We start from the raw sequence: 23909 nt of genomic DNA, 5'->3' as shown, positions 1-23909 counted from the left end.
CTCACAGGTTCTTCAGTGCCGGCAGCAGCTTCTTCTCGGCCCAGTCCACGAAGGGGAACTGGTGGTCGCCGCCGATCTGGACGAGCGCGACCTCGGTGAAGCCCGCGTCGGCGTAGGGGCGGACGGCCTCGACGAAGGCGTCCACGTCGTCGCCGCACGGGATGCTTCCGGCGATGTCCTCGGGGCGGACGTACCGGGTGGCCGTGTCGAAGCTCGCCGGGCCGGGGAGTTCGGAGTTCACGGGCCAGCCGCCGAGCGACCAGCGGAACTGCTCGTGGGCCCGTGCCACCGCGGCGTCCTTGTCGGTGTCGAAGCAGACGGGCAACTGGCCCACCCGGGGCTTGCCGCTGCCGCCGTGCCGGTCGAAGGACTCGATCAGTTCGGCCCTCGGCTCGGTGGCGATCACCAGGTCGGCCAGCCGGCCGGCGAGGGCGCAGGAACGCTCACCGGAGACGGCGACCCCGATGGGGGTCGGCTCGTCCGGCAGGTCGAAGAGCCGGGCGTTCTCCACGTCGAAGTGCGCGCCGTGGTGGTTCACGTTCTTGCCCTCGAACAGCGCGCGGATGATCTCGATGGCCTCTTCCAGCATGTCGAGGCGTACGTGCGCGGCGGGCCAGCCCGCGCCCACCACATGCTCGTTGAGGTTCTCCCCGGAACCGAGCCCGAGCCGGAAACGACCCTCGGCGAGCAGCTGCGTGGTGGCGGCCTTCTGCGCGACGACCGCCGGGTGGTAGCGGGTCGTCGGACAGGTCACGTACGTCATGAGGGGGATCGTGGAGGTGGCCTGCGCCGCGGCGCCGAGGACGCTCCACGCGTACGGCGCGTGTCCCTGCTCCGCCAGCCAGGGGAAATAGTGGTCGGACGTGACCGAGAAGTCGAAGCCCGCCTCTTCGGCGGCCACCACGTGCTGTACGAGCTCACGGGGGCCGGCCTGTTCGGTCATCATCGTGTATCCGATGTGCACTGTGCATCCCTGGTAGCCGGTCGGGAGTATCGGGAGTACCCGAAAGGTCTCCCCTGACGCGTCTGTCGGCTCTAGTGGCTGCCGAGGCCGCCGCTGCCGAATCCGCCGCTGCTGTTGCGGCTCCACTGGCGCCGCTTCTGATTCCTGGCGCGCCGCGTGGACATGTTGCCCGAGGACCGCAGCTCGTGCGGGGTGAGGACGCTGCCGTCGTGGGGCATCTCGTCGGGCTCGCGCATCTCCGAGATCTCATGGACCGCGCCGGTCTCCGGCAGCCGGGGCTGGTCCTCGGGCCGCGGTGGACCCGGCTCCCGGTCGCGTACGCGCATGCCCCACCACACCGCGACGACCAGCATGGCCGTGACCAGAAGTCCCACCACCAGGGGTCCCACGACGAAGGGCGCCGAACCGGCCAAGACCTCGTGCGGGATCGCTGCGTCCCTGCCGAAGCTCTCCATGAGGGGCGAGTACCCCCGCAGAACAACCCAAACAGGGCTCCGCCGGTAGGCGGCGCGCGGTGTGCCGGGGGCTGCCGGGGGTACGGGGAAGGGATGCGAATGGGTGTACTCGACGTCGGCTCGAACACGGTACGGCTGGTGATCGCGGAGACGGACGGAGCGGTTCCGCTTCCGGTGCACACCGCCAAGCGTCAGTTGCGGCTCTCCGCCCATGTGGAGCGGGGCGGCCATCTGCCGGCGGAGCAGGTGGACCGGCTGGTCGAGGCCGTGCGGGACACCCGGGAAGAGGGCAGGCGCTGGGGGGTGGCCCAGCCCTTCGCCTTCGCCACCGCGATCGTGCGGGACGCCCCGAACCGCGACGAGGTCCTTGCGCGGATCGCCGCGGAGTCGGGGGTGCCGCTGCATGTGCTGCCCGGCGAGGTGGAGGCCGAGCTGACCTTCCTGGCCGCCCGGCGCTGGATGGGCTGGCGCGCCGGGCCGCTGGCCCTGCTGGACATCGGGGGCGGTTCCTTCGAGGTGGCCTTCGGCCGGAGCAGGCTGCCCGACTTCGCCATCGCGCTGCCGCTGGGCGCCAACCGGCTGACCCGTGAGTTCTTCCGCGGCCAGGACCCGCCGTCACCGCACCGGACCAAGCTGCTGCGCCGGCACGTACGCCACCAGCTGCGCGATGTCGCGGCCCGTATCCGGTGGGAGGCACCGCGGACGGCGGTCGTCACCTCGCGGACGTTCCAGCAGCTGGGGCGGCTCTGCGGGGCCGCGCCCGGCCGGTCCGGGCCCTTCACGCCCCGCAGCATGACCCGATCCGACCTGGGCAGGGCCGTGAAACAGCTGGCGGCGCTGCCGTCCGCCGAGCGCGCCCTCCTGCCGGGCATCTCCCTCGCGCGTTCCGGGCAGTCCCTGGCCGGAGCGATCGTCGCGCACACCACGATGAAGCTGATGGGCATCGACGAGGTGGCCGTCTGCCCCTGGGCACTGCGTGAGGGCGTGCTGCTGCGCTGCATCGAGGACGGCAACTCCGAATGGTGGGACGCGTACGGCCTGGACGCCCAGGGGAGCGCGGCGCCGACCGCGACGCCGCTGCAGCTGCGCCCCCTGCGCGGGCCCGAGGCGACGCCCGCGCAGGCCCCCGAGTCCTCGGCCCGGCGCCCGGGCTGACGGCCGGCCGTCGCGCTATGTGGTGCAGGCCGTCCCGTTGAGGGCGAACGCCGTGGGTGCGGTGTTGCCTCCGGACCAGGAGCCGTTGAAGCCGAAGGTGACCGTCGCGCCCGGTGCGATGGCCGCGTTGTAGCTCGCGTTCGAGGCGGTGACGGCGGAGCCGGACTGGGTGACGGTCGCGTTCCAGGCCTGCGTCACGCTCTGCCCGGCGGGCCAACTCCACGCCAGCTGCCAGCCGTCGACAGCGGAGGTGCTCGTGTTCCTGACCGTCACCTGCGCGGTGAAGCCGGTGTTCCACTGACTCTGCACGGCGTAGGTGACCGCGCAGGCGCCCACCGGTCCGGGCGTACCGTCGTCGACCCAGCCGAGTGCCTCGGCGATGCCGTAATAGGCGGGCTTGGGCTGGAAGTTCTCGTCGTACGGGGTCGCCGCGCCGTACCCGGTGAACACGTCCGGGATCCATGAGTCGGAGTCCGTGAAGCCCCAGACGGTGACGCCCTCGCAGCGCGCCACGGCCACACAGGCGGCGGTGACCGCCTTGTACTCGGCCTTCTGCTGGGCGAGTTGGCCGGTGGTGGGCGGCACCGTCATACGGATGTCGAGTTCGGTGATCGCGACGTCCACACCGAGGTCGGCGAAACGCTGGATGTTGGCCTGCATCGTGGACGGCACCTGACCGAGGATCAGATGGGCCTGCAGTCCCACGCCGTCGATCGGGACGCCCTGTTCCTTGAGGGATTTCACGAGGTTGTAGAGCGCGGTGCTCTTCGCGTTGACACCCTCGACGTTGTAGTCGTTGACGTACAGCTTCGCCGCCGGGTCCGCGGCGCGGGCGGCCCGCAGCGCGTCGGCGATGTACGAGTCGCCGATCGCCATCTGGAAGACCGACTGGCGGCGCGTACCGTCCTCGTTGAACGGCTCGTTGACGACGTCCCAGTGGTCGATGCGGCCCTGGTAGCGGCCGGCCTCGGTGGCGATGTGGTCGGTCATCACGGTCCGCAGGGTGTCGGCGGTCCAGCTGCCGTTGCTGACCCAGTTGGGCAGTTGGCTGTGCCAGACCAGGGTGTGACCGCGGACCTTCTGGCCGTGCGCCTCGGCGAAATCGACCACGGCGTCGGCGCCGGACCAGTTGAAGGTGCCGCGGGTCGCTTCGACCGAGCCCCACTTCATCTCGTTGCCCGGCGTGACGGAGTCGAACTGCTCACCGGTGATCGTGCCGTAGGTGCCGTTGAGCTTGGAGGCCGTGACGGCCGTCCCGTAGTAGATGCCCTTGGCGGCGGCGAGGTCCCGCAGCACGGGCGCTGCGGCGGCCTGTCGGCCCGTACCGGCCTCGGCCTGCTCCTGGCCGGCGGCCGCGTGGACGGAGGAGGCTCCCCCGATCACGAGCGAGGCCGCGGCCAGGATCGCGGACGCGGTTCTGCGTAAGGTGCGGGGCTTCATGGACGTCCCTCTCATGATGGCTTCACGTCACTCCCGGAATTTCCGGAAGACCTCTGCAAAGTTTCGAGAGTGCGTCCGGAACGGTAGAGGCGTACGTGACAACCGTCAACGGAGGTGGGGCAGTTGACCGAAAGGGACGCCGGGGACAGCGGGGCGCGGGAGGGCCGGGGCAAGGTCACGATCACGGAGATCGCCCGGGAGGCCGGGGTCTCCGTACCGACCGTGTCGCGGGTGGTCAACGGGCGGTCGGACGTGGCTCCGGGTACGCGTGCCCGGGTGGAGGACCTGTTGCATCTGCACGGCTACCGCAGACGGCCGCCCGGGTCGCGGGTGCGGGCCGCGCTGATCGATCTGGTCTTCGACGACCTCGACAGCCCCTGGGCGGTGGAGATCATCCGGGGTGTGGAGGAGGTGGCGCACGCGGCGGGCATCGGGACGGTCGTCTCCGCGATCCACGGGCGTTCGGGGGACGCCCGACAGTGGATGACGAATCTGCGGGCGCGGGCCTCCGACGGCGTCATCCTGGTCACGTCGGTCCTGGAGCCCGTCCTGCACGAGGAGTTGCGCCGTCTCGGTGTCCCGCTCGTGGTGGTCGATCCGGCGGGCTCCCCCGCGCTGGACGCGCCCACGGTCGGTGTCACCAACTGGGCCGGCGGGATGGCCGCCACCGAGCATCTGGTGCGGCTCGGCCACCGCAGGATCGGGTTCGTCGCGGGCCCGCCCCGGCTGCTCTGCTCACGGGCCCGCCTGGACGGATACCGCGCGGCCCTGGACCGGGCGGGGATCGCCGTGGACGAGTCGCTGATCGTGCCCGGTGACTTCTACCACGAGTCCGGGTTCACCGGCTGCTCCGCCCTCCTGGACCTCGACCGGCCGCCCACGGCCCTCTTCGCCGCGAGCGACCAGATGGCGATGGGGGCCGTCGAGGCGCTGCGGCGGCGCGGACTGCGGGTCCCGGAGGACATGAGCGTGGTGGGTTTCGACGACCTGCCGGAGGTCCGCTGGTCGGCTCCGCCGCTCACGACGGTCCGTCAGCCCCTCGCGGAGATGGGCAAACTCGCGGTCCGTACGGTCCTGAGGCTGACCCGGGGCGAGGAACTCGACTCGCCACGGGTGGAGTTGGCCACGGAACTGGTCGTACGGTCCAGCACGGCACCGGCGCGGGTCTGACGGCGCCGGCCTCCGGAGCATGACCGCGTCGCCGTCCGACTCCCCTGCCGCACGGTGGCGTTCAGCCTGCCGGCCGGTGCTCCCAGCCACGGTCCGTGCGGGTCAGCTCGTGGAATCCCGCCGAGGTCAGCCGCCGGATCGCCTCGGTGGCGTCGGAGGATTCGTACGCGAGCAGGGTTCGTACGCCGGAGAGCCGCAGCCAGTGGGCGGCCCGCGCGAGGAGCCAGGTCTCCAGGCCGGCCACGGGGTGCGCGAGGTGGAGGTTGCCGATGTCGGCGAGGCCGCCGCCGCGGGCGTGGCGCTCGGGGCGGTCCAGGGTGGTGTCGATCTCGATGAAGCCGAGGACACGGGTGTCGGAGCGGGCGGTGAACCGGGTGCCGCACTCCCCCACCGTGCGGTCGGCACGGACGCCGGGCAGCGGTGCGGCCGGCGGCAGGTCCGCCACCTCGGCGATCAGCAGGACCTCCGTGTCGCCGGTGTGCCGGAAGCCGGCGCGTTCGTACGCCGCGCGGATGTGCGGCCAGGGCCGCGGCAGGCCGTACACCGCCGGGGCGGGCAGGGACCCGTCGGCGTACCGGACGCGGACGTCCCAGCGGGCGAGCCGGGCCAGGCAGGCCGCCATGAGCAGGTCGGCGGCCTGTCCGGTGTCCGGCCGGAAGGAGGCGGGCGGGTGGCAGACGAACCAGTCGATGCTTCCGGCGTTCCGGTAGGCCTCGCCGACCTCCGGGTCGGCCCGGTGGCGCAGCAGATGCGCGGCGGCCACCACGTGGCCGTGCTGTTCGGCGACGAGCGTCGCCCGCTCGGCCACCCACGCGTCGGTGATGAACTCGTCCGGCTGCCGCGTCATGGCGCTGAGCACGGTGTTCACGGACAGGGACAGGCCGGGGACGACCGCCGCGACATGGGTGTTCACCAGCTCGGTGAGCTGGTCGCGGTCGTCGCGGTGGAAGGGGCGCACCTGCGGCGCGGACATACGGGACCTCCGGGTCGGGCCGGACGAGGAGGCCGCCATGAGGTGCGGTACGCGGGCGAGGCTACGCCTCACCGCCGTGTGCCGCCACGGGGTTTTCGGCGGACCCCGGGCAGACATCCGGGAGGACACCCGAGCAGACGCACAGGCACGTTCCCGGGCAGGCGCCCGGGTCCGGTCGGCTCAGACGCGCGGGGCGCTCAGCCGCCCCTCCAGCTGGACCAGCAGGTCGCCGAGCAGGGCGGCGAGTTCGCGCTGCCCGGTGCCGTCGAGTCCGGACAGGACCGTCGTCTCGTACGAGAGCTGCTCGGGGAGGATGCCGTCGACGAGGGCGCGTCCGTCGTCCGTGAGGCGGACGTGGGCGACGCGGCGGTCGCGGGTGTCGCCGCGCCGCTCGACGAGACCGCGCTCGGTCAGCTGCTTGAGCCGCTTGGTGACGGCGGCGCCGGAGGAGAAGGTCTCACGGGCCAGTTCGCCGGGTGTCAGTTCGAGGCCCGTGCGGCGCAGTGCGCCGAGGAGGTCGAACTCGGGCCGGGTGAGTCCGGCGTGCCGCAGCGGCGCGTCCTCGGCCTGCTGGAGGAGCGCGGCACAGCGGTTGATCCGGCCGATGACCTCCATGGGTCCGGTGTCGAGGTCCGGATGGACCGTCTGCCACTGCCGGACCACCGCGGCGACCGTGTCGCCCGCGCCCGGCCGCACCGCCTCGGCGCCCCCATGGCCTCCGTGGCCTTTGTGGCCCTCGTGGTCCCCGTGCGCCTCGCCACCGGCGGTGTCGGCTCCGACCGCCCTCGGACCGTTCGCTGCCGTCATGCCTCTACGTCCTCCAGAACGTGCGGTCCCTGCCGTCGTACCGTCGCCGCGAGCGTACGGTGTCCGGTCTGCTCGGCCAGCATCACCCGCTCCTCCGGCAAGGCGCGCTGCCACCATTCGCCGGCCGCCGCGTCGGCCGTGGCGCGCAGCTCGACGAGCGCGGCGGCCAGGCGCCGGCGGGCGGACTCCAGGGCGCCGGGGCCGGGACGCTCCGCGGCGATCAGCCGTGCCGCGTGCTCGCGGGCGTGCTCCACGGTGTCGAGAGCGTCCTCGATACGGTCTCCGGCGCGCCGGTTGGTGACGGCGACCGCGGCCACGAAGCCGACGATCGCGCCGACCAGCGTGTCCACGATCCGGTCCGTCATCAGTCCGCCGGGCTCCTGGAAGCCCGTGAACTCGGTGATCAGCAGTGCCATCGGGGTCACACAGATGCTGCCGAGCCAGTAGTTGCGGGTGATCAGGGCTTCCGCGCCGAAGTTGAAGGCGAGGCAGCAAAGGACCAGGGCGGCGGGGCCGAGGTGGGCGAGCGGGGCGACGGCCGCGAAGAGGAGGACGCCGACGAGGTTGCCGACGACCCGCTGGACCCCTCGGCTCCAGGTCAGCGTGAGGTTCGCCTGGTAGAGCGAGGCCGCGGTGACCAGGGCCCAGTAGGGGCGGCCGACGCCGAGCGCGAGTGACACGTAACCGGCGAGGGCGCAGCCGAGCGCGGTGCGCAGGGCGAGCGGGAGGAGGGGGCGCAGCCTGCCGGTCCGGCGCCGCTTCCCCGCGGCCGTTCCGGCCTCCGCCAGTTCGACCTCCACGCCGAGCAGTTCGTCGGCGTCCTGTCCGGGTGCCACGCGCGGTACGGGGTGCGTGCCGCGCAGTTCGCGGGCCCAGGAACGCAGCCGGGCGGGGTCCGAGTCGGCGGGAGCGGCGAGTGCCACCTCGGCCCGTACGACGAGCCGTTCGAGAGCGCGGCGGGGCTCCGGACGTGCGCCGGCGGCGAGGAGCGACTGCCAGGCGGCGTGCACGGCGGCGGCCGCGCCCGCCCGGGCCCGTTCGTGGCCGGGGTCTGTCCGACCGCGTACGCCGGTGGTGGACTCCGCTTCGTACGCGTCCACGTACGCGGCGGCGGCGTTCAGCGCGCGGGCCGTGGCCCGGCGTTCGGGGCCGTGCGGGCGCAGGAGGCCCGGCGCCATGCAGACGAGCCAGGCCCAGGCGCCCGCCGCGGCGGCGAAAGCGAGGTGGCCGGGGACCTGGCCGAGGGTCTGGGGGGCGAAGAGCGAGGCGGAGCTGATGAAGGTGAGGATCACCGGTCCGGGCGGGCCGATGCGTGTCAGGTCGCTCACCGCCTTGTGCGCGGCGGCGAGCAGTGCGCCGACGGCGACCAGGACCACCGCGGAGGACGTGAGGGACGCCGTGACCAGTGCGAGCGCGACCGAGGCGAGCATGCCGAGGACGACCCAGGTGAGGGCACGGCCGCGGGCCGCGTACGGGAGGTTGTGGGCGTAGAGCGCGCAGAGCGATCCGGCCATGGAGTACAGGGCGAGGTCCAGCCTGCCGAGCGCCAGCAGCGTCAGGTTCGGCACTCCGACGGCGACGACCACGCTCAGCGCGGGCTTGAACCAGATGTCGGAGGGTCGGTTGAGGCGCAGGACGCCTGCGAGGGGGAGTCGGCGGACGGGGGTGGCACGGTGGCGCGGGCGGGCACTGCTCATGAAAAGAAGATTAGCAGGTATTTTACTCGTAAAAGATGTATCGGACGAGGACCACCGGTCGGAGCGCCTGTCTGCGACGCACTCCCGCACGCTCCCCGCGTACCCCCTTGCGCTTGCTTGCGCCCGCTTGTGCTCCGCCCCGGCGGGGCATCTCTTCGACCGGACTGTCCGACACCGTCGAGCGGGGAGGTGCGCGGTGCACGGACCGGGATCAGGGTCGTCGGGCTGGCTGCTCGTCGCGCTGTGCGCGGCGACCGGGGCCTACTGCCTGCTGCGCATGCGCAGCAGGATCGAGGAGCAGCGCCGCACCGCGGGCGGCGAGGCGCTGATGGGATTCGGCATGGCCGCGATGGCCGTGCCCGCGGCGGTTCTGGCGCCACCGCGGTGGGCCTGGGCCGTCTACGCGGCCGTGTTCGGGGCGGCCGCGTTGCGTGCCCTGTGGGCGGCACGGAGCAGCGCACACCATCTGCACCACCTGGTGGGCGCGTTCGCCATGGTCTACATGGCCGCGATGATGGCGAGCGGGACGCACGCGGGGATACCCGTCCTGACGGGGGTACTGCTGCTGTACTTCACGGTCTACGTGCTGTGGACCGGGACCCGGCTCGTTCCGGTCGCGGCCACCGGACCGGCGGGCGATCTCGGCGCGCCCGGCTGGGGCGACCGGCTGGAACTGGCGCGGGCGTGTCGGCTCTCCATGGGCATCGGAATGCTGGCGATGCTTCTCACCCTCTGAGGGGATTCACGACTGTACGCAACCGTGGTCTGCGTCACTTGCCGCGACCGGCCGTATCCGGCGGCGCCGCCGCGCTCATAGGGTGCATCCATGATGGTCCCCGCGGCACTGCTGCTGCTCGGCGCCCTGGCCGCCGTCCTCGCTCCGCGGCTGCTCGCCCGGACGGACTGGCAGGACCGCGAACCGGTGGTCGCCCTGTGGGTGTGGCAGTGCGTGGTGGTGGCCGTACTGCTCTGCTGCGCGCTGTCGATGACACTCAGCGCGGCCGCCGCCTGGCAGGCGGTGCGCGGCCATGTCTTCGCCCCCGCCCCGCACGCCGTGGTCGAGGCCTACGCTCTCGCCGGCGGCCCCTGGGCCGAGGCGACGGCCGTGACGCTGGCACTCGGCGGTGTGTGGAGCGCGGCCATGCTGGCCCGCGAGATCAGCCGGGCCAGGACCCGGCGCCGCCACCGGCGCACCGAACTCCTCGTACGCGCACCGCTGTTGCCCGGTGAGGAGCCGGGCAGTGAGCGGCTGGTCGTCCTGGAGGGGGAGCGTCCCGATGCCTGGTGGCTGCCCGGGGCGGCGCCTCAACTCGTCATCACCACGGCCGCGTTGCGCCGCCTCAAGGGGCAGCAGCTGGACGCCGTGCTCGCCCATGAGCAGGGGCACGCGCGCGCCCGGCACGACTGGCTGCTGCACTCCTCGGCGGCGCTGGCGGGCGGCTTTCCCCAGGTTCCGGTGTTCGCGGCGTTCCGCGACGAGATGCACCGGCTGGTCGAACTCGCCGCCGACGACATGGCGTCCCGCCGGTTCGGCCGGCTGACGACCGCCCTCGCACTGGTGGAACTCAACGAGGACCGCGGCGTGTTCGGCCCCTGCCCGACGCCTCGGGCCCATGTCCCGCAGCGGGTCCACCGCCTGCTCACTCCCCCGGACCGCCTCCCGCCCACCCGTCGGCTGAAGCTCACCGCGGCCGCGCTGCTGGTGCCGGTGATCCCGGTCCTGGTCGCTTTCGGACCGGGGCTGCGGGCGCTCGGGTAACCGGATTTCCCCTGCGCGGGGAGCCCTCCGGGCCGTTCACCGCGCGCGAGGAGGCCCCCCGGGTTCGCCTCGGACCCCTCCGGTCGGCGAGGATCGGCGTATGCACTCTCCCGTCGACTCGCCGCCCCACGCGACCGGCCCCGGGATCGCCCTGCGCGTTGCCACGGGTCTCGCTCTCCCCACCGTGCTGTTGCTCGTCCTGGTCACGGTCTCCTGGGACCCGCTCATGGCCCTCGACGGCGACATCGCCCGCACCACGCACCGCTGGGCGGTCGACGACCCGGACCTGACCCAGGCGTTCCGCATCCTGACCGACTGGGTGTGGGACCCCTGGGCGATGCGGGCCCTCGTCACCGTCGCCGTGCTCTGGCTGGTGCTGCACCACGGCGCGTGGTGGCTCGCCCTGTGGCTGACGGCCACCTGCGTCCTCGGCACACTGCTCCAGCAGGGACTCAAGGCCGCGATCGACCGTGAACGCCCCGTCTGGCCCGACCCCGTGGACTCCGCCCACTTCGCGGCCTTCCCCTCCGGGCACGCCATGACGGCCACGGTGGTGTGCGGCCTGCTGCTGTGGGTCCTGCGCCTGTACGGTGCCGGGCGCGTCCTGTGGCGTGTCGCGCTGACCGTGTCGGTGGTGTCCGTCGTCGGTGTGGGACTCACCAGGATCTGGCTGGGCGTGCACTGGTCGACGGACGTGCTCGGCGGCTGGCTCCTGGGCGCGTTGGCGGTGGCACTCGCGATGGCCACGTACGCGCGGTTCCGGGGCGCCGGCGAAGAGCGCGGCCAGTAGGACTCAGCGGCGTCACGAGGCCGGCGAGGCCGCGAGGTCAGAAGCTCGCTCTGCCTGATCTCCAGTAGCCGCGGAAGGCGATGTCGGACCTGGGGACGTCGCGTTCACCGACCAGGTGCCTGCGGATGCCGGTGGCCAGCGAGGACTCGCCCGCGGTCCAGGTGTAGAAGGGGCCCGGACGGAGACGGGCGTCCCGTACGACCCGCAGCGCGAGCGTGCCCGGCCGCATGGAGGGGTCGTCGCGGGGCAGCCAGTGGATCGTTGTGGCCGCGGGCGCGACGACCTCGCGGCGGATGTCGTCGCGGGTCGGGATTTCGAGGAAGACCTCGGCAGGCAGCGCGTCGGTGGTGCGCTCCAGGATCGCGAGGATCGCAGGCAACGCGCTCTCGTCGCCGACGAGAAGCTGCCAGGCGGCGCCGGGGGTGGGCGCGTAGCGGCAGCCCTCGTCGAGAAAGGCGACCTTGTCGCCGGGCTCGGCCGTCAGTGCCCAGGCGGTACCGGGGGCGGCGGGCCCGTCCGAGGTCTGTTCGCCGTGGGCGTGCTCCCCGTGGAGGGACACCTCGATGTCGAACGCGGACGTCTCCGGCCTGAAGCGCCGGATCGTGTACGTCCTGACGCGGGGGCGCTGCGCGCTCGGCTGGAGGGTGTACCGGAGCATCCACCGCTCGCTGGTCGGGAGCACGACCTCGGTCCGGCCGGGGCCCGCGAAGAAGAGGCGGCCCGACTGGTCGTAGCCGATCCGCTCCAGATGCCGGAAGTCGCCGCCGCCCAGGGTGAGGCGCGCGAAGTGACGGCCGATCCGCTCACGGCCCTGGACCGTCAGCGTCAACATCCGCCGCCGACGCGGGCGTTGCTGTCCGGTCGGCGCCCCTGACGACCCGGGGCCCCTCACGGTGTCACGCCGGTGGACCGGTTCGGACGCCGACTCGTCAGGGTTCATGTCGATGCTCATGAGGCAATCCTTGGCCTGGCCGCACCTGTCGCACCACCGGTATACTGACGCCTGATGCCGGAAACCCGCCAACCTTCGCAACTGCCCTCCGCGCTCAGTGGGACGACACCCAGCGGCGGAGGCTGGCTCCCGCACGGCTACCACCTCGACGCCCACTCGCACCCGCAGGGCCAGTTGGTGTACGCGGCCGCCGGCGCGCTGGCCACCACGACCGAGCGCGGTACCTGGGTCGCGCCGTTCAACAGGGTGACGTGGACGCCACCGGGATTCGACCATTCCCATCGCTTCTACGGCAGGACCGACGCGCGGCTGCTCAGCATCCCGGTCGCGCTGTGCGGCGAACTCGTGGCTCATCCCAGCGTCTTCGAGGTGGGCCCCTTGCTGCGCGAGGCCATCCTGGCGCTCACCGATCGGCCGATGTTCCGCCCCGGCGCCCGCGAACGGCTGCTCACGGTGGTGGTCGACGAACTGACCGAGACCCCAGAGCGGTCCCTGCACCTGCCCGAACCGCGCGACGGGCGACTGCGCGCGGTCACCGGTCTCCTGCAGGCCGATCCCGGCCGGAGCGTGACCCTGGCCGAACTGGGACGGACCGTGGGAGCGAGCGAGCGCACCCTGAGCCGCCTGTTCCACACCGAACTCAGCATGAGCTTCCACCGCTGGCGCACGATCCTGCGCATCCACCACGCCCTGGTCCATCTCACCGACGGCAGGTCCGTCACCGACACCGCGATGGAATGCGGCTGGTCCAACCCCTCAAGTTTCATCGAGGCGTTCACGGCCGTCGTCGGCCAGACCCCCGGCCGCTATCAGGCGGATCTGCTCGACGGATCGGCGTAGCCGCACTCGGCACCACAGGTTGGCGGCTTTCCCGTACCGGCTGTCCATTTACCGGTTGGCGGAAATCACCGTCGGATCCAGAGTGGTGATCAGTACGAGGCGCCGACCGAACTGGAAAAGACATGACTGACACAGGCACGACCACCACCGTGGCCATCATCGGGGCCGGAGTCTCCGGGCTCGCGCTCGGCAGTTTCCTGCTGCGCAACGGAATCGGTTGCGTCATCCTGGAAAAGCACAGCCGCGCGTACGTCGAGCGGCGGCAACGAGCCGGAACCATCGACGCCTTCGGGGTGCGCATGTTCCGCGAATGGGGGCTCGAAGAGGTACTGGAGGGTGACTCCGTCCAGGAGTCCGAGGGCGGCTTCTTCATCGACGGCCAGGAGATGCCGATCGAGATGGACGACGACGACAACGACAGTATGTTCTGTCCCCAGCAGGTCCTCGTCCGGAATCTCACGGATGTGTTCCTGCGCGAAGGCGGAGACCTTCGCTTCGAGGCCGTCGACATCTCCCCGGAAGACATCGAAGGCCCGCACCCGCTCGTTCGCTACCGGGACACCGCAGGTGCGACAAGGGTCGTCACCTGCGACTTCATCGCCGGCTGCGACGGCGACCGCGGCGTCAGCAGGGCGAGCATCCCCGCCGACGCCCTTACCCGCCACTCCCACGAGTACGGATATTCGTGGCTGAGCGTCCTGGCCGAGGTGCCGACCAGCCCCTCGGGAATGGCGATACATTCCCGCGGCCTCGCCGGGCTGATCCCCCGCGGCGCGAACGCCAGTCGCGCCTATCTCCAGTGCCCGGTCGACGACACTCTTTCGCAGTGGCCGGACGAACGCGTCTGGAGCGAACTGGAAGCTCGTTTCGGCACCCCCGTGTCGACCGGCCGGATCATCGACAAGCAACTCGTGCCCCTGCGAAGCGTGGTGTACAGCCCCATGAGCCACGGCGCCCTGTATCTGCTCGGGGACGCGGCACACATCGTTCCGCCGATGAGCGCGAAAGGAATACATCTCGCCCTCCACGACGCCGAGGTGTTCGCCCGTGCCGTCACCCACCGGATCCGGAAAGAGGATTCGAGTCTGCTCGACGGTTACTCCGAGACGTGCCTGCGCCACATCTGGAACTACCAGGCATTCGCGACCTGGATCACCGAGCTCATGCACAACGCCGGTGACGCCTCGTACGAGGGGGAGTTCCGCAAGCGGATCGCCCGAGCCGAACTGGAACGCCAGTTCAGCTCCCCCACGGCGAACCGCCTGTTCAGCGAGTTCACCGCCGGGGTGGCGTAGCCGGGGTGGACCAGGGGGCGTCGTCCGTGTCCTGATCCGACCAGGTGCGGATCGGCCCAGGTACGGATCGGCCGGGTGTGGATCCGCCCAGGTGCGGATCGACGCTTCCCTCTCGCACCGGGCACATGATGTACTCCACTGACGTGATCGAATAGTTGATCCGACCCCTTCACTGGCGCGATGGAGTTGCCTGCCATGCCGACCGGCCCACAGCGGTTCTCACAGATCGTGACCGACAAGGCGCATCCCGCGCGTGTCTATGACTGGCTGCTGGGCGGCAAGGACAACTATCCGGTCGACGAGGCGGTGGGAGAGAAACTGCCGCCCGAGGCCAAGGACGCGGCCCGGCAGAACCGGCAGTTCATGCACCGGGCGGCCGGCTGGCTCGCCACCCAGGGCATCGACCAGTTCCTGGACATCGGCACGGGTATCCCCACGGAGCCCAACCTGCACCAGATCGTCCAGGACATCGTGCCGACGGCGAAGATCGTCTACACCGACAACGACCCGATCGTGCTGCGGCACGCCGAGGCGCTGTTGGTCAGCCGTCCTGGTGGCGTCACCGACTACATCGAGGCCGATGTGCGGCAGCCGGAGGCGATCGTCGAACACGCCCGGCGCGTCCTGGACTTCAGCCGTCCGATCGCGCTGTCGCTCATCGCGCTGATGCACTTCATCCCCGACGAGCAGGACGCCCACGCCATCGTCCGCGACCTGGTCGCCACGCTGCCGTCGGGCAGTTACCTGGTGCTGTCGCACGCCGCCTCCGACCTGTATCCGGAACTCGCCGCACAGGTCACCGCCGAGTACGCCAAGGGCGGCATCCAGCTCGGTTTCCGCACCCGCGCGGAGGTGGAGCGCTTCTTCGACGGCCTCGATCTCGTTCCGCCCGGCCTGGTGACGGCGACGGAGTGGGACGCCTCGGGCAAGGTGCGGACGGCCGACGGCAGCGGCATCTACACGGGAGTCGCCCGCATTTCGTGAACCGGGTCGTCCCCGAGTTCCGGTGACCGGATCGTCCCGAGGCGCTCGTGAAGCGGGTCGTCCCGAAGCAGCAAGGGCACGTCTTGCCGATTGGCACCGGCTGTCACGTCTGACGCAGGAGCCCCAAGGGCAGGCCTTACGGGACTGAGCCGCTGCGGTTTCGGCAGTTCCGCCCGCGCCGGGACCGTACGACACCGAAGGGACCCCCGTGCACCCTTTCCGTACGCCCTCGCTGCGCCGCGTCGCGCCGACCTTCGCCCTCGCTCTCACACTCATGGCGTCCGGGTCGGCGGTCTCCGCCACCACGGCCGCCACCGCAACCGCCACCACCGCGTCCGCCTCGGGCGACCGGCACTCGGCCGCCCCGGCCGGGCGCGCGTGGTTCACGTCCTGGGCCCAGTCCCAGCAGGAACTCGCCCCGACTCCCCTGCGTGACCAGTCCGTTCGCATGATCACCCATCTCGGTCAGGGCGGCGGGGCCCTGCGCGTCCGGATCCAGAACACCTTCGGCGGCACCCCGCTCACCGTCGACGCCGCCACCGTCGGCCGAAGCAGCGGGGACGGCCCGGCGGTCGACGGCGCCGTCCGTCCCCTCACCTTCGACGGCCGGCCCGAGGTCGTCGTCCCGGCCGGCGGCGAGGTGTGGAGCGACGCCGCCGCGTTGAAGACCCGCGCACAGGACGACGTCGCGGTCTCCCTGTCCGTGTCCGGCACGGTCACACCCGGAAGACACACCAGCGCCTTCCGCACCAACTACCTCACGGCGCCCGGCTCGGGCGACCACACCGCCGAGGCGAGCGGCGACGCGTACACGCAGACGGTCGGGTCCACCTACCTGGTCAGCGCCGTCGACGTACACAACCCCGCGCTCAAGGGCACGATCGTCGCGTTCGGCAGCTCGGTGGTCGACGGGACCGGCAGCACCGACTGCGGGCCCGGCTGCACACCGGACGGAACCGATCACCGGTGGACGGACGAGGTCGCCCGCCGCATCACCGCCGAGCTCCCCCGCACCCGGCAGCTCGCGATCGCCAACGCGGGCATCGGCGGCACGACCAGCTCCGCCGACTGCCCCCGCAATCCCGCCGGAATACGCGGTCTCGACGCGGCGGCCCGGCTCGACCGCGATGTCCTCGCCCTGCACGGGGTGACCGGAGTCCTCTACTACTACGGCACGAACGACCTCGCCAACGGCTGCGACGCCGACCGGATCCTCCGCAGCTACGACGAGGTCTTCGAGCGTCTGCGGACCGCCGGGATCAAGGTCTACGTCACGCCCATCACCTCTCGCCCGGGCTACACCGACCAGAACAATCTCGACCGCCACGCCGTCGGCACCCAGGTAAAGACGGGGAACACCTGCGACGGAACGTGCGACGGCGTGATGGACTTCGACCAGGTGCTCAAGGACCCGCTGAAGCCCAACGGCATCAACCCGGCGTACGACACCGGCGACGGGGTGCACGCCAACATCGCGGGCCAGAAGGCGCTGGCCGACTTCCTCTCGCTGCCGATGCTCCTCTCCTCGACCGCGCACCGCTGACGCCTCCGGCACGTCCGATACCGCCGACGCGTCTGATGCCGCTGACATCGCTGACGCCACTCCCGACCGCCGCGGCACCCCGGCCGCGGCGGTCGTGGGTGCCCCCGCCGGGTGCCGGATCACGAGTGGGGTCAGAATCAGGGGGTGACCGTGCCATCCGCCGTGCCATCCGAGACCTCGCCGCCGTCAGGACAGACCCTGTGCGGCGAGGCCCCCCGCAGCCCCCTGCGCGCCTTCCTGCAGACGGAGACCGGCAGTGCCGCGGTCCTGCTGGCCGGCGCGCTCGCCGCCCTCGTCTGGGCCAACGTCTCCGCAGGCTCGTACGAGACGCTGTGGGGAACCGAGTTGTCGGTCCGCATCGGCTCGGGCGGAGTGGACCTGGAGCTGCGGGAGTGGCTGAACAGCGGGCTGATGACGCTGTTCTTCTTCGTCGTCGGCCTGGAGGCGCGCCGCGAGTTCGACATGGGCGAGCTGCGGGAGCGCCGGCGGATCACCCTGCCGCTGCTCGCCGGGCTCAGCGGGATGCTCGTGCCCGTCGCGATCTATCTGGCCGTCAACGCGGGCGAGGACTCCGTCCACGGCTGGGGTGCCGCCATGTCCACGGACACGGCCTTCGCGCTGGGCATGCTCGCCGTGTTCGGGAAACGGCTGCCCGGCAGCCTCCGGGTCTTCATCCTCACCGTCGCCGTCGTCGACGACTTCCTGGCCCTGGCCGTGATCGCCTTCGCCTACAGCGGGGCCATCTCCCTGCCCGCGCTGCTGACCGCGCTCGGCCTGTTCGCCGTCGTCCTGCTGGTACGCCGCACCCTCGGCATGCGCGTCCCCTCCGCGTACGCGGTGCTGGGCGTGGCCATCTGGGTGGCGCTCCTGACGTCGGGGGTGGACCCGGTGGTGACCGGCCTTGCGATGGGGCTGCTGACCTACGCCCGCCCGGCGGAGCGCGGCGACCTGGAACAGGCCAGCAGGCAGTTCCGGCGTTTCCGCGAGCAGCCCACCCCCGAACTCGAACGCAACGTAAGACGCCAGATCGCCTCGACCCTCTCCCCCAACGACCGCCTCCAGCGCATGCTCCACCCGTGGACGAGCTATGTGATCGTGCCGCTGTTCGCCCTCGCCAACGCCGGCATCACACTCAGCACCGACCAGCTGACCAGCGCGTTCACCTCACCGGTCACCCTCGGCATCCTTCTCGGTTACGTGCTCGGCAAGCCGCTCGGCATCATCGGCGCGACCTGGCTCACGACGCGGGTCAGCAAAGGGCGCCTGCACCCGCCGGTCGGCTGGGGCGCCATCACCGCGGGCGGCACCCTGGCCGGCGTGGGCTTCACCGTGTCCCTGCTGATCGCCACCCTCGCCTTCGACGGCGACCGGCTGGAGCAGGCGAAGGTCGGCATCCTCGGCGCCGTACTCTGCTCGTTCCTGCTCTCCTGGCTCGTCACCGGGGTGATCGGTGCCCTCTCCGCGCCGTCCCGGGCCCGCGCCCTGCTGGGTACGGGGCAGACCATCGTCGACCTCAGCGACCCCGTCGACATGGACCGCGACCATGTGCGGGGCCCCCGGGACGCTCCCGTGACCCTCCTGGAGTACGGGGACTTCGAGTGCCCCTACTGCGGACTGGCCGAGCCGGTCGTGCGCGAGCTGCTCGCCGACTTCGGCGACGTGCGCTACGTATGGCGGCATCTGCCGCTCCCGGACGTGCACCCGGGTGCCCAGCTCGCCGCGGAGGCCGCCGAGGCCGCCGACCGGCAGGGCCGCTACTGGGAGATGCACGAGCAGATGATGGGGCATCAAGGGGATCTGCTGCCGAAGGACCTGCTCCGCTACGCCGAGGAGATCGGTCTCGACACCGACCGCTTCCTCGCCGACCTCCGAGCCGGTACGGGTGCCGCGAGGGTCGCCGCGGATGTGGAGTCCGCGGATCTCAGCGGGGTGTCGGGCACCCCCACGTTCTTCGTCAACGGCCGCCGCCATCACGGCGCCTACGACATCGACGCCCTGTCCGCGGCGGTGAAAGCCGCACGGCAGCGGGCCTCGCTCGCGGGAGCGGGGCGCAAGGACTGACGTCGCGGGTTCACCGTGCGCGCGGGTTCACCGCGGGTTCATGTGTTCAACGCGCGCGCAGGTTCACTGCGGGTTCGTAGTGTTCACCGCGCGCAGGCCCCGGTCGGCGAAGGTGATCAGCCACTCGAAGCTCTCGTCGATGTCGGCGCTCCACTGGAAGCCGTCGGCCGCCTGCAGCGTGGCGAACCCGTGGCAGAGGCTGCGGAGCATGCGCAGGGCGTGGTCCACGTCGGACTCCGGGATCTCGTAGCCGCGCAGAACCGCCGTGAACGCTCCGAGCAGCCGCCGGCCCGCGACGGCCATCGGATCGTCCCGGTCGGTCGGTTCCACGCCGATCGTCGCGGCGTACCGGCCGGGATGCTCCAGGACGAAGGCGCGGAAGGCGCGCGCGGCGGCCGCCAGGGCATCGCGGCCCGCGTAACCCTGGACCGCGCCGCCGACGGCGTCGGCCGCCTCGCTCATCGCCAGGGCCGCGATGCGCCGGTTGAGGTCCTCCTGGCCGTCCACGTGTTTGTACAGGGACGGCGTGCGCACGCCCAGCCGCCCGGCCAGCAGGCCCATCGTCAGGCGGGCGAAGCCCACCTCGTCGGCGAGGGCGGCCCCGGCCGCGACCACGGCCGCCGGGTCCAGGCCGGCCCTAGGCACGGGCGGCGTCCGACCGCAGGAAGTCGAGCATGAGCGAAAGCACCTCGTCGGGGAACTGGTCGTGCGGATAGTGTCCGGCGCCCTCGATCATCTCAAGGCGACCGAGGCCGGACGGCAGGTCGTCGACGATCGCCGCCCCCTCGGCGTGCGGGTCGGCCCAGTCGGGGTCGAGGGTGCCCATCACGACCAGGACCGGGCAGCGGACGTTGCCGAGCTGCGCGCCCGCGTCGGTCGGGGCGCTGCGGCCCATGCCCTGCATGGCCTTCATCCGGCCCGGCTCGCGCATCAGGGAGTCGATACGGCCGAGCCGCTCGGCCCAGTGGGCCGGCTTCACGCCGGGGTAGGCCACGTCGAGGTACGAGCGCCACTGCCCCACGCTGCCGAACACACCGGCGCCGAGCAGTCGCAGCATGCCCTGCCGGTAGCGCTTGAGGCGCAGGTCACCGAGGCTGACCGACTGCTTGCGGGTGAACGGCGCCAACTCGACGACCGCGGTGATCAGTGAGGGCTCCTGCGCCGCGGCGATGGTCGCGGCGCCGCCGGAGATCGAGTGGCCGACGAGTACGGCCGGGCCGCCCAGGTGACGGATCAGGGCGAGCAGGTCGCCGGCGATCGCGGTGCGGCTCCAGGCCGGCCAGACGGCGCTGGATTCGCCGCAGCCGCGCAGATCGACGGCGGCGACCCGGTGGCCCGCCGCCACCAGCGACGGGATCAGCGCACGGTACGCGGCACGGCTGTCGCCCATGCCGTGCGCGAGGACGATCAGCGGGCCGGACCCCGCCACCTCGTAAGCGATGGTGCCGCCGTCGACGGCAAGGTACTCGGTCATGGCATCTCCCAGGTCGTATTGGCTAATGTTGTTAGCCAAAAGCTAATCCCATTAGCCGATCCTGTCAACGGCGACCGCGCCGTCGAACCCTCGTCGCGGTGGAGCAGCCGGCCGAAGTTGCGGTTGCCACCGGAGACGTCCCGGCCCTCGTGGCGCTCGCGGACCGCGCCCGGCACCAGGCAGAAGCCGGGGATTCGAGGTGGAACGACTCGAACGGCGCGGCCTCGAAACGGACGGAACCGTCGCCTCTCCGACGGCGACGGTCGGCCCCGCGGTCACGTCCGCTTCGGAAGCAAGGCACAATTGGGGTGCCGACGACGCCACCAGCCGCTCCGACCACGGCTGTTCGAGGCCACCGGTGCGTCACACGAGGCGACCGGCCGACGCGAACGCCGGGCCGCCCTTCCGGATCGCGGTACCGGACTCCGGTTCCAGATCCCGTTTCCGGGGCGTGAGTTGCGACTGCGACCGGTAGTGCGACCGCGGCAAAACTTTTCCTCCGCGGACCAATCCGTGCACACCAGTGGCAACGGATCACTTGCGCAGACTCACGACGCGCGGGCGGCCCCCGGTCGCAGGGCGTCACCCCCGGCTGCCGGACGAGGCTCCGGCCGCGGTGCCGGGACAACAGAACTTCAGCGAAAGGGCAGTTGCATGACAGGCAAGGCGGGCGAGGAAGGGCACATACGCCCGAAGCACGGTACGGACGTCATGGACCGTGTCGAGCACGATGTTCGGGAGCCGGACCTTGAGGGCGCCGCGCGACAGTCGGACCTGGCCGACACGGCTCACACAGCAGAGTCCCGTGACACGGCTCGCACAGCAGAGTCCCGTGACACGGCTCGCACAGCAGAGTCCCGTGACGCGGACGCCGTAACGGCCGTGACGGCTCAAGCCGGCACCGTCGACGACGACGCTCCGGGCGGCGCCGACTCCACCGGACACGCCACGGACGGCTTCGGCCCGGCGACCGCTTCCGTACCGCCGGCGGGCGGTGGGCCCGTGTTCGTCGATCCCAGCGGCCGGCGGGCCAACGGGCTGCGCCGGATGGGCTGGCTCGTGGCGGTCGGGTGCGTGTGCTCGGCCGCCACCCTGGGCCTCGCGGTCACCGGCGGCAACTCCACCGCACCCTGGCTCCAGATACCCGGCATGCTCGGTGGCGCCGGCCAGAACCGAAGCGTGGACGAGGCGCAGCGGCCGGAACAGCAGGGATCCGGCGCACCGGCCGCCGACAACCCCTCGTCCACCGCCGCGGGGGCCCCGACCAGGAAGGGGACCGGGCCCACGGACACGGACGTGACGACCGGCTCACCGACGGGCAAGAAGGGCTCGAACGCCGCACCGGGCCAGTCGTCCGACTCCAGCCCGTCCACCAGGGCCAGCGACGCGGCGTCACCACCCGCCGGCGGTACGGAAGCGGTCGCCGGGCAGCCGAGCGGGGCGGCGTCCCCCGACGTGATCCAGGAGCCGACCACTGCTCCGAGTTCGGCCGACCCCACTCCCCCGGACTCCTCGACGGAACCCTCCCCGACCGGCACACCCGCGTCCGGCCTCCTCGACGGACTGGCCGACGCGGTCTCGGGCCTGTTCGGAAAGTGATCGCGTCTCCTGACGGCTTCGGTATCGAATGCCGAGTACGCCGAGTACCGAAGGACCGAGGCCGACGCCGACATCGACGCGCACACGCCCGAGTTACCCTTTCGGTCGCCTGCACGTAGGAGTGAATCGACCCATTTTCGATATTCCTACTGTCAGTGCGGCTCGGCAATTCTCACGCGCCCTGCCGATCCGCACTCATCCGGGATCTACACACACCACACACTTTTTCAAAGCGGCATGACCATGGCGGGAATGAATTTCACGGCGGGCCCAGCCGCAGGAAATTGGCGGCATCCGGCCCTTTAAGTATACCTATGCATTTCGCATCTCTCTGGCCGATTCAAACAATTCAGCTCGAATTGAACGTCGCCAGATTCATCATCTGCGTAATATTCCAGCGACAGAAACAGGCGATTCCGTGCGGCCGAGAACCGCCGGGCAGGCCCCATCCCCTCACAGGAGTTGGCCCCTCGATGACGCTGAATATTCCTGACGCACCAATGCGGCGCACCATGTCGGCTTGGATCGCGGCGGTAACGGCCGTGGTGCTCGCCGCTGCCGTTCTCGCGATGACGACGACACGCGCCGATGCCATTGCCACCCCGGTTCCTCTCGGTACGGCGGGAAGCTTTGCCGTTCTGGCCGGTGCCGAGGTCACCAATACCGGGCCCTCGCAGATCACCGGGGATCTCGGAGTGCACCCCGGCACAGCGATCACGGGATTCCCGCCAGGAATCGTCCTGGGGACCCAGCATTCCGCGGACGCCGTGGCGGCCCAGGCGAAGAGCGACTTGGTCGCGGCCTACAACGACGCTGCCGGGCAGGCCACGGATGCCGCCCTTCCCCCGGACGCCGGTGGCCTGACGCTGGTACCGGGTGTCTACACCGCTTCCTCCACCCTCGGGCTCACCGGCACCCTCACGCTCGACGCCCAGGGCGACCCGAACGCCGTCTGGGTGTTCCAGGTCGGCTCCGGTCTGACGACGGCGTCCGCCAGCCGGGTGCTCCTCGTCAACGGCGCTTCGCCGTGCAACGTGTACTGGAAGGTCGGCAGTTCGGCCACGCTCGGCACCGACTCCACCTTTGTGGGCACCATCCTGGCCCTGACCTCGATCAGCGTCACCACGGGAGCGAGCATCGACGGCCGGGCACTGGCCCGTAACGGCGCCGTGACCCTGGACACCAACGTGATCAACCGGGGCACCTGCACCGCGGGCACCGGCGGGACCACCGGCGGAGCCACCGGAGGTCTCGTCTCGGGTGGTCTGATCGCCGGCGCCACGACCGGTGGCACCACGGCGGGCACCACGGGCAACACCACGGTCGGGGTCATCGGCGGTGTGCCGACCGGTGGCGGAACCGGTGGTACCACCGGCGGGCTGCTCGGCGGCGTCCTGACGAGCGGTGGCACCACCGGCGGCGTCCTCGGCGGCCTCATCGCGGGCGCCACCAGCGGCGGCGCAACGGCTGGTGCTCCCGGCGGCTCCACGGGCGGTGCCCCCGGCGGCTCCACGGGTGGCGGTCACGGCGGCTCCACGGGTGGCGGCCATGGCGGCTCCACGGGTGGCGGCCATGGCGGCTCCAGCGGTGGAAACGGCCATGACCATCACGGGCAGAAGCCCGGCAAGCCCGGTCATGACCACCACGGCGGTCACGACGGCAAGCCCGGCGACCACGGCCACGGCCACGGCAAGCCGGACGATCACGGTGGCCACGACGGCCACGGCGGCAAGCCCGGCCACGAGGACGGATACGGCGACGATCACAAAGGTCGCCACGAGAAGGCCGCCTAGCTCGATGTGAGCGAGGAGGGCGGACGGCGCGCGGCGGATCGGATCGTCTTCGATTCCGTCACGCGCCGTCCGTGGAGGCTCAGGAGAATCGGAGAAGCCGGGATGGAAGAGCCGGGTGGGGCCGTGCGAGGCGGCGTCGAAACGGTGGAGGCGGACGA

The 23909-nt window shown here is 71.5% G+C and carries 21 protein-coding genes; 12 read left to right on the top strand and 9 right to left on the bottom strand.

The features are described from left to right. Position 1 precedes the first annotated feature (1 nt). Entirely contained in the window at positions 2 to 946 is a 945-nt protein-coding gene (locus tag OHS59_RS39325) for an LLM class F420-dependent oxidoreductase (protein ID WP_328499528.1), read from the bottom strand. 89 nt (positions 947 to 1035) lie between these two features. Next, the gene (locus OHS59_RS39320; RefSeq protein ID WP_328498094.1) at positions 1036 to 1419 is read right to left on the bottom strand and encodes a DUF6479 family protein; all 384 of its coding nucleotides are present in this window, start codon (positions 1417 to 1419) and stop codon (positions 1036 to 1038) included. Between the two features lie 93 nt (positions 1420 to 1512). On the opposite strand from OHS59_RS39320, the gene OHS59_RS39315 reads away from it, so the two are divergent. Then, on the top strand, positions 1513 to 2574 hold the full coding sequence (locus OHS59_RS39315) for a Ppx/GppA phosphatase family protein (RefSeq protein WP_328498093.1): 1062 nt from the start codon (positions 1513 to 1515) through the stop codon (positions 2572 to 2574). Between the two features lie 15 nt (positions 2575 to 2589). On the opposite strand, the gene OHS59_RS39310 is transcribed toward OHS59_RS39315, so the two are convergent. Further along, positions 2590 to 4014, bottom strand: a complete 1425-nt coding sequence (locus tag OHS59_RS39310) for an endo-1,4-beta-xylanase (RefSeq protein WP_328498092.1) — start codon at positions 4012 to 4014, stop codon at positions 2590 to 2592. Positions 4015 to 4137: 123 nt separating this feature from the next. Here OHS59_RS39310 and OHS59_RS39305 point away from each other — a divergent pair, with 123 nt between their 5' ends. Beyond that, a complete protein-coding gene (locus OHS59_RS39305) occupies positions 4138 to 5184 on the top strand; it encodes a LacI family DNA-binding transcriptional regulator (RefSeq protein WP_443061573.1) in 1047 nt (348 codons plus the stop codon). A gap of 61 nt (positions 5185 to 5245) precedes the next feature. Here OHS59_RS39305 and OHS59_RS39300 read toward each other — a convergent pair whose 3' ends face one another. The 3 genes from OHS59_RS39300 to OHS59_RS39290 form a co-directional block, all read right to left on the bottom strand. After that, positions 5246 to 6157: an N-acetyltransferase gene (locus OHS59_RS39300; RefSeq protein WP_328498090.1), complete on the bottom strand. Its 912-nt coding sequence runs from the start codon at positions 6155 to 6157 to the stop codon at positions 5246 to 5248. Positions 6158 to 6337: 180 nt separating this feature from the next. Then, a complete protein-coding gene (locus OHS59_RS39295; protein ID WP_328498089.1) occupies positions 6338 to 6964 on the bottom strand; it encodes a MarR family winged helix-turn-helix transcriptional regulator in 627 nt (208 codons plus the stop codon). Beyond that, positions 6961 to 8661, bottom strand: a complete 1701-nt coding sequence (locus tag OHS59_RS39290) for an FUSC family protein (RefSeq protein ID WP_328498088.1) — start codon at positions 8659 to 8661, stop codon at positions 6961 to 6963. Before OHS59_RS39290 ends, OHS59_RS39295 begins: the two co-directional genes overlap by 4 nt. A gap of 196 nt (positions 8662 to 8857) precedes the next feature. Between OHS59_RS39290 and OHS59_RS39285 the strand changes: the two genes are divergently transcribed. The 3 genes from OHS59_RS39285 to OHS59_RS39275 all read left to right on the top strand — a co-directional run bounded on the left by OHS59_RS39285 (position 8858) and on the right by OHS59_RS39275 (position 11210). Beyond that, positions 8858 to 9397, top strand: coding sequence for a DUF5134 domain-containing protein (locus OHS59_RS39285; RefSeq protein ID WP_328498087.1), 540 nt, complete (start codon positions 8858 to 8860; stop codon positions 9395 to 9397). Positions 9398 to 9487: 90 nt separating this feature from the next. Next, complete coding sequence (locus tag OHS59_RS39280; protein WP_328498086.1) at positions 9488 to 10420, top strand: M56 family metallopeptidase; 933 nt, start codon at positions 9488 to 9490, stop codon at positions 10418 to 10420. 100 nt (positions 10421 to 10520) lie between these two features. Then, positions 10521 to 11210 carry a phosphatase PAP2 family protein gene (locus OHS59_RS39275; protein ID WP_328498085.1) on the top strand — a complete coding sequence of 230 codons (690 nt, stop codon included), beginning with the start codon at positions 10521 to 10523 and terminating at the stop codon, positions 11208 to 11210. Positions 11211 to 11247: 37 nt separating this feature from the next. Here the strand turns inward: OHS59_RS39275 and OHS59_RS39270 are convergent, their stop codons facing one another. Continuing rightward, positions 11248 to 12162, bottom strand: a complete 915-nt coding sequence (locus OHS59_RS39270; RefSeq protein WP_328498084.1) for a siderophore-interacting protein — start codon at positions 12160 to 12162, stop codon at positions 11248 to 11250. A gap of 54 nt (positions 12163 to 12216) precedes the next feature. Between OHS59_RS39270 and OHS59_RS39265 the strand changes: the two genes are divergently transcribed. From OHS59_RS39265 to nhaA, 5 genes are all read left to right on the top strand, one after another. Further along, positions 12217 to 13002 (top strand): helix-turn-helix domain-containing protein, encoded by a 786-nt coding sequence (locus OHS59_RS39265; RefSeq protein WP_328498083.1) that lies wholly within the window; start codon positions 12217 to 12219, stop codon positions 13000 to 13002. A 122-nt stretch (positions 13003 to 13124) separates the two neighbouring features. Further along, positions 13125 to 14297 carry a 4-hydroxybenzoate 3-monooxygenase gene (locus OHS59_RS39260; protein WP_328498082.1) on the top strand — a complete coding sequence of 391 codons (1173 nt, stop codon included), beginning with the start codon at positions 13125 to 13127 and terminating at the stop codon, positions 14295 to 14297. Between the two features lie 195 nt (positions 14298 to 14492). After that, positions 14493 to 15281 carry an SAM-dependent methyltransferase gene (locus tag OHS59_RS39255; protein ID WP_328498081.1) on the top strand — a complete coding sequence of 263 codons (789 nt, stop codon included), beginning with the start codon at positions 14493 to 14495 and terminating at the stop codon, positions 15279 to 15281. A 208-nt stretch (positions 15282 to 15489) separates the two neighbouring features. Next, positions 15490 to 16824, top strand: a complete 1335-nt coding sequence (locus OHS59_RS39250) for a GDSL-type esterase/lipase family protein (protein WP_328498080.1) — start codon at positions 15490 to 15492, stop codon at positions 16822 to 16824. A gap of 144 nt (positions 16825 to 16968) precedes the next feature. Next, positions 16969 to 18885 (top strand): Na+/H+ antiporter NhaA, encoded by a 1917-nt coding sequence (gene nhaA / locus OHS59_RS39245; RefSeq protein WP_443061572.1) that lies wholly within the window; start codon positions 16969 to 16971, stop codon positions 18883 to 18885. A 63-nt stretch (positions 18886 to 18948) separates the two neighbouring features. On the opposite strand, the gene OHS59_RS39240 is transcribed toward nhaA, so the two are convergent. Further along, positions 18949 to 19500, bottom strand: a complete 552-nt coding sequence (locus OHS59_RS39240; protein WP_328499526.1) for a TetR/AcrR family transcriptional regulator — start codon at positions 19498 to 19500, stop codon at positions 18949 to 18951. A gap of 22 nt (positions 19501 to 19522) precedes the next feature. After that, positions 19523 to 20359, bottom strand: a complete 837-nt coding sequence (locus OHS59_RS39235; protein ID WP_328498079.1) for an alpha/beta fold hydrolase — start codon at positions 20357 to 20359, stop codon at positions 19523 to 19525. 654 nt (positions 20360 to 21013) lie between these two features. On the opposite strand from OHS59_RS39235, the gene OHS59_RS39230 reads away from it, so the two are divergent. Continuing rightward, positions 21014 to 21958 (top strand): hypothetical protein, encoded by a 945-nt coding sequence (locus OHS59_RS39230; RefSeq protein WP_328498078.1) that lies wholly within the window; start codon positions 21014 to 21016, stop codon positions 21956 to 21958. 473 nt (positions 21959 to 22431) lie between these two features. Next, positions 22432 to 23751 (top strand): ice-binding family protein, encoded by a 1320-nt coding sequence (locus OHS59_RS39225; protein ID WP_328498077.1) that lies wholly within the window; start codon positions 22432 to 22434, stop codon positions 23749 to 23751. Positions 23752 to 23909 lie beyond the last annotated feature (158 nt).

This window comes from Streptomyces sp. NBC_00414 (assembly GCF_036038375.1).
Lineage (GTDB): Bacteria > Actinomycetota > Actinomycetes > Streptomycetales > Streptomycetaceae > Streptomyces.
The sequence above is the reverse complement of the archived record's forward strand: the minus strand, read 5'-3'. Positions and strand labels throughout refer to the sequence as shown.

What these genes read in the sequence shown, in the direction of transcription:
- OHS59_RS39325 (WP_328499528.1), bottom strand. Translation starts at nt 946, where the DNA reads ATGATGACCGAACAGGCCGGCCCCCGTGAGCTCGTACAGCACGTGGTG.
- OHS59_RS39320 (WP_328498094.1), bottom strand. Translation starts at nt 1,419, where the DNA reads ATGGAGAGCTTCGGCAGGGACGCAGCGATCCCGCACGAGGTCTTGGCC.
- OHS59_RS39315 (WP_328498093.1), top strand. Translation starts at nt 1,513, where the DNA reads ATGCGAATGGGTGTACTCGACGTCGGCTCGAACACGGTACGGCTGGTG.
- OHS59_RS39310 (WP_328498092.1), bottom strand. Translation starts at nt 4,014, where the DNA reads ATGAAGCCCCGCACCTTACGCAGAACCGCGTCCGCGATCCTGGCCGCG.
- OHS59_RS39300 (WP_328498090.1), bottom strand. Translation starts at nt 6,157, where the DNA reads ATGTCCGCGCCGCAGGTGCGCCCCTTCCACCGCGACGACCGCGACCAG.
- OHS59_RS39295 (WP_328498089.1), bottom strand. Translation starts at nt 6,964, where the DNA reads ATGACGGCAGCGAACGGTCCGAGGGCGGTCGGAGCCGACACCGCCGGT.
- OHS59_RS39290 (WP_328498088.1), bottom strand. Translation starts at nt 8,661, where the DNA reads ATGAGCAGTGCCCGCCCGCGCCACCGTGCCACCCCCGTCCGCCGACTC.
- OHS59_RS39280 (WP_328498086.1), top strand. Translation starts at nt 9,488, where the DNA reads ATGATGGTCCCCGCGGCACTGCTGCTGCTCGGCGCCCTGGCCGCCGTC.
- OHS59_RS39275 (WP_328498085.1), top strand. Translation starts at nt 10,521, where the DNA reads ATGCACTCTCCCGTCGACTCGCCGCCCCACGCGACCGGCCCCGGGATC.
- OHS59_RS39270 (WP_328498084.1), bottom strand. Translation starts at nt 12,162, where the DNA reads ATGAGCATCGACATGAACCCTGACGAGTCGGCGTCCGAACCGGTCCAC.
- OHS59_RS39265 (WP_328498083.1), top strand. Translation starts at nt 12,217, where the DNA reads ATGCCGGAAACCCGCCAACCTTCGCAACTGCCCTCCGCGCTCAGTGGG.
- OHS59_RS39260 (WP_328498082.1), top strand. Translation starts at nt 13,125, where the DNA reads ATGACTGACACAGGCACGACCACCACCGTGGCCATCATCGGGGCCGGA.
- OHS59_RS39255 (WP_328498081.1), top strand. Translation starts at nt 14,493, where the DNA reads ATGCCGACCGGCCCACAGCGGTTCTCACAGATCGTGACCGACAAGGCG.
- OHS59_RS39235 (WP_328498079.1), bottom strand. Translation starts at nt 20,359, where the DNA reads ATGACCGAGTACCTTGCCGTCGACGGCGGCACCATCGCTTACGAGGTG.
- OHS59_RS39230 (WP_328498078.1), top strand. Translation starts at nt 21,014, where the DNA reads ATGACAGGCAAGGCGGGCGAGGAAGGGCACATACGCCCGAAGCACGGT.
- OHS59_RS39225 (WP_328498077.1), top strand. Translation starts at nt 22,432, where the DNA reads ATGACGCTGAATATTCCTGACGCACCAATGCGGCGCACCATGTCGGCT.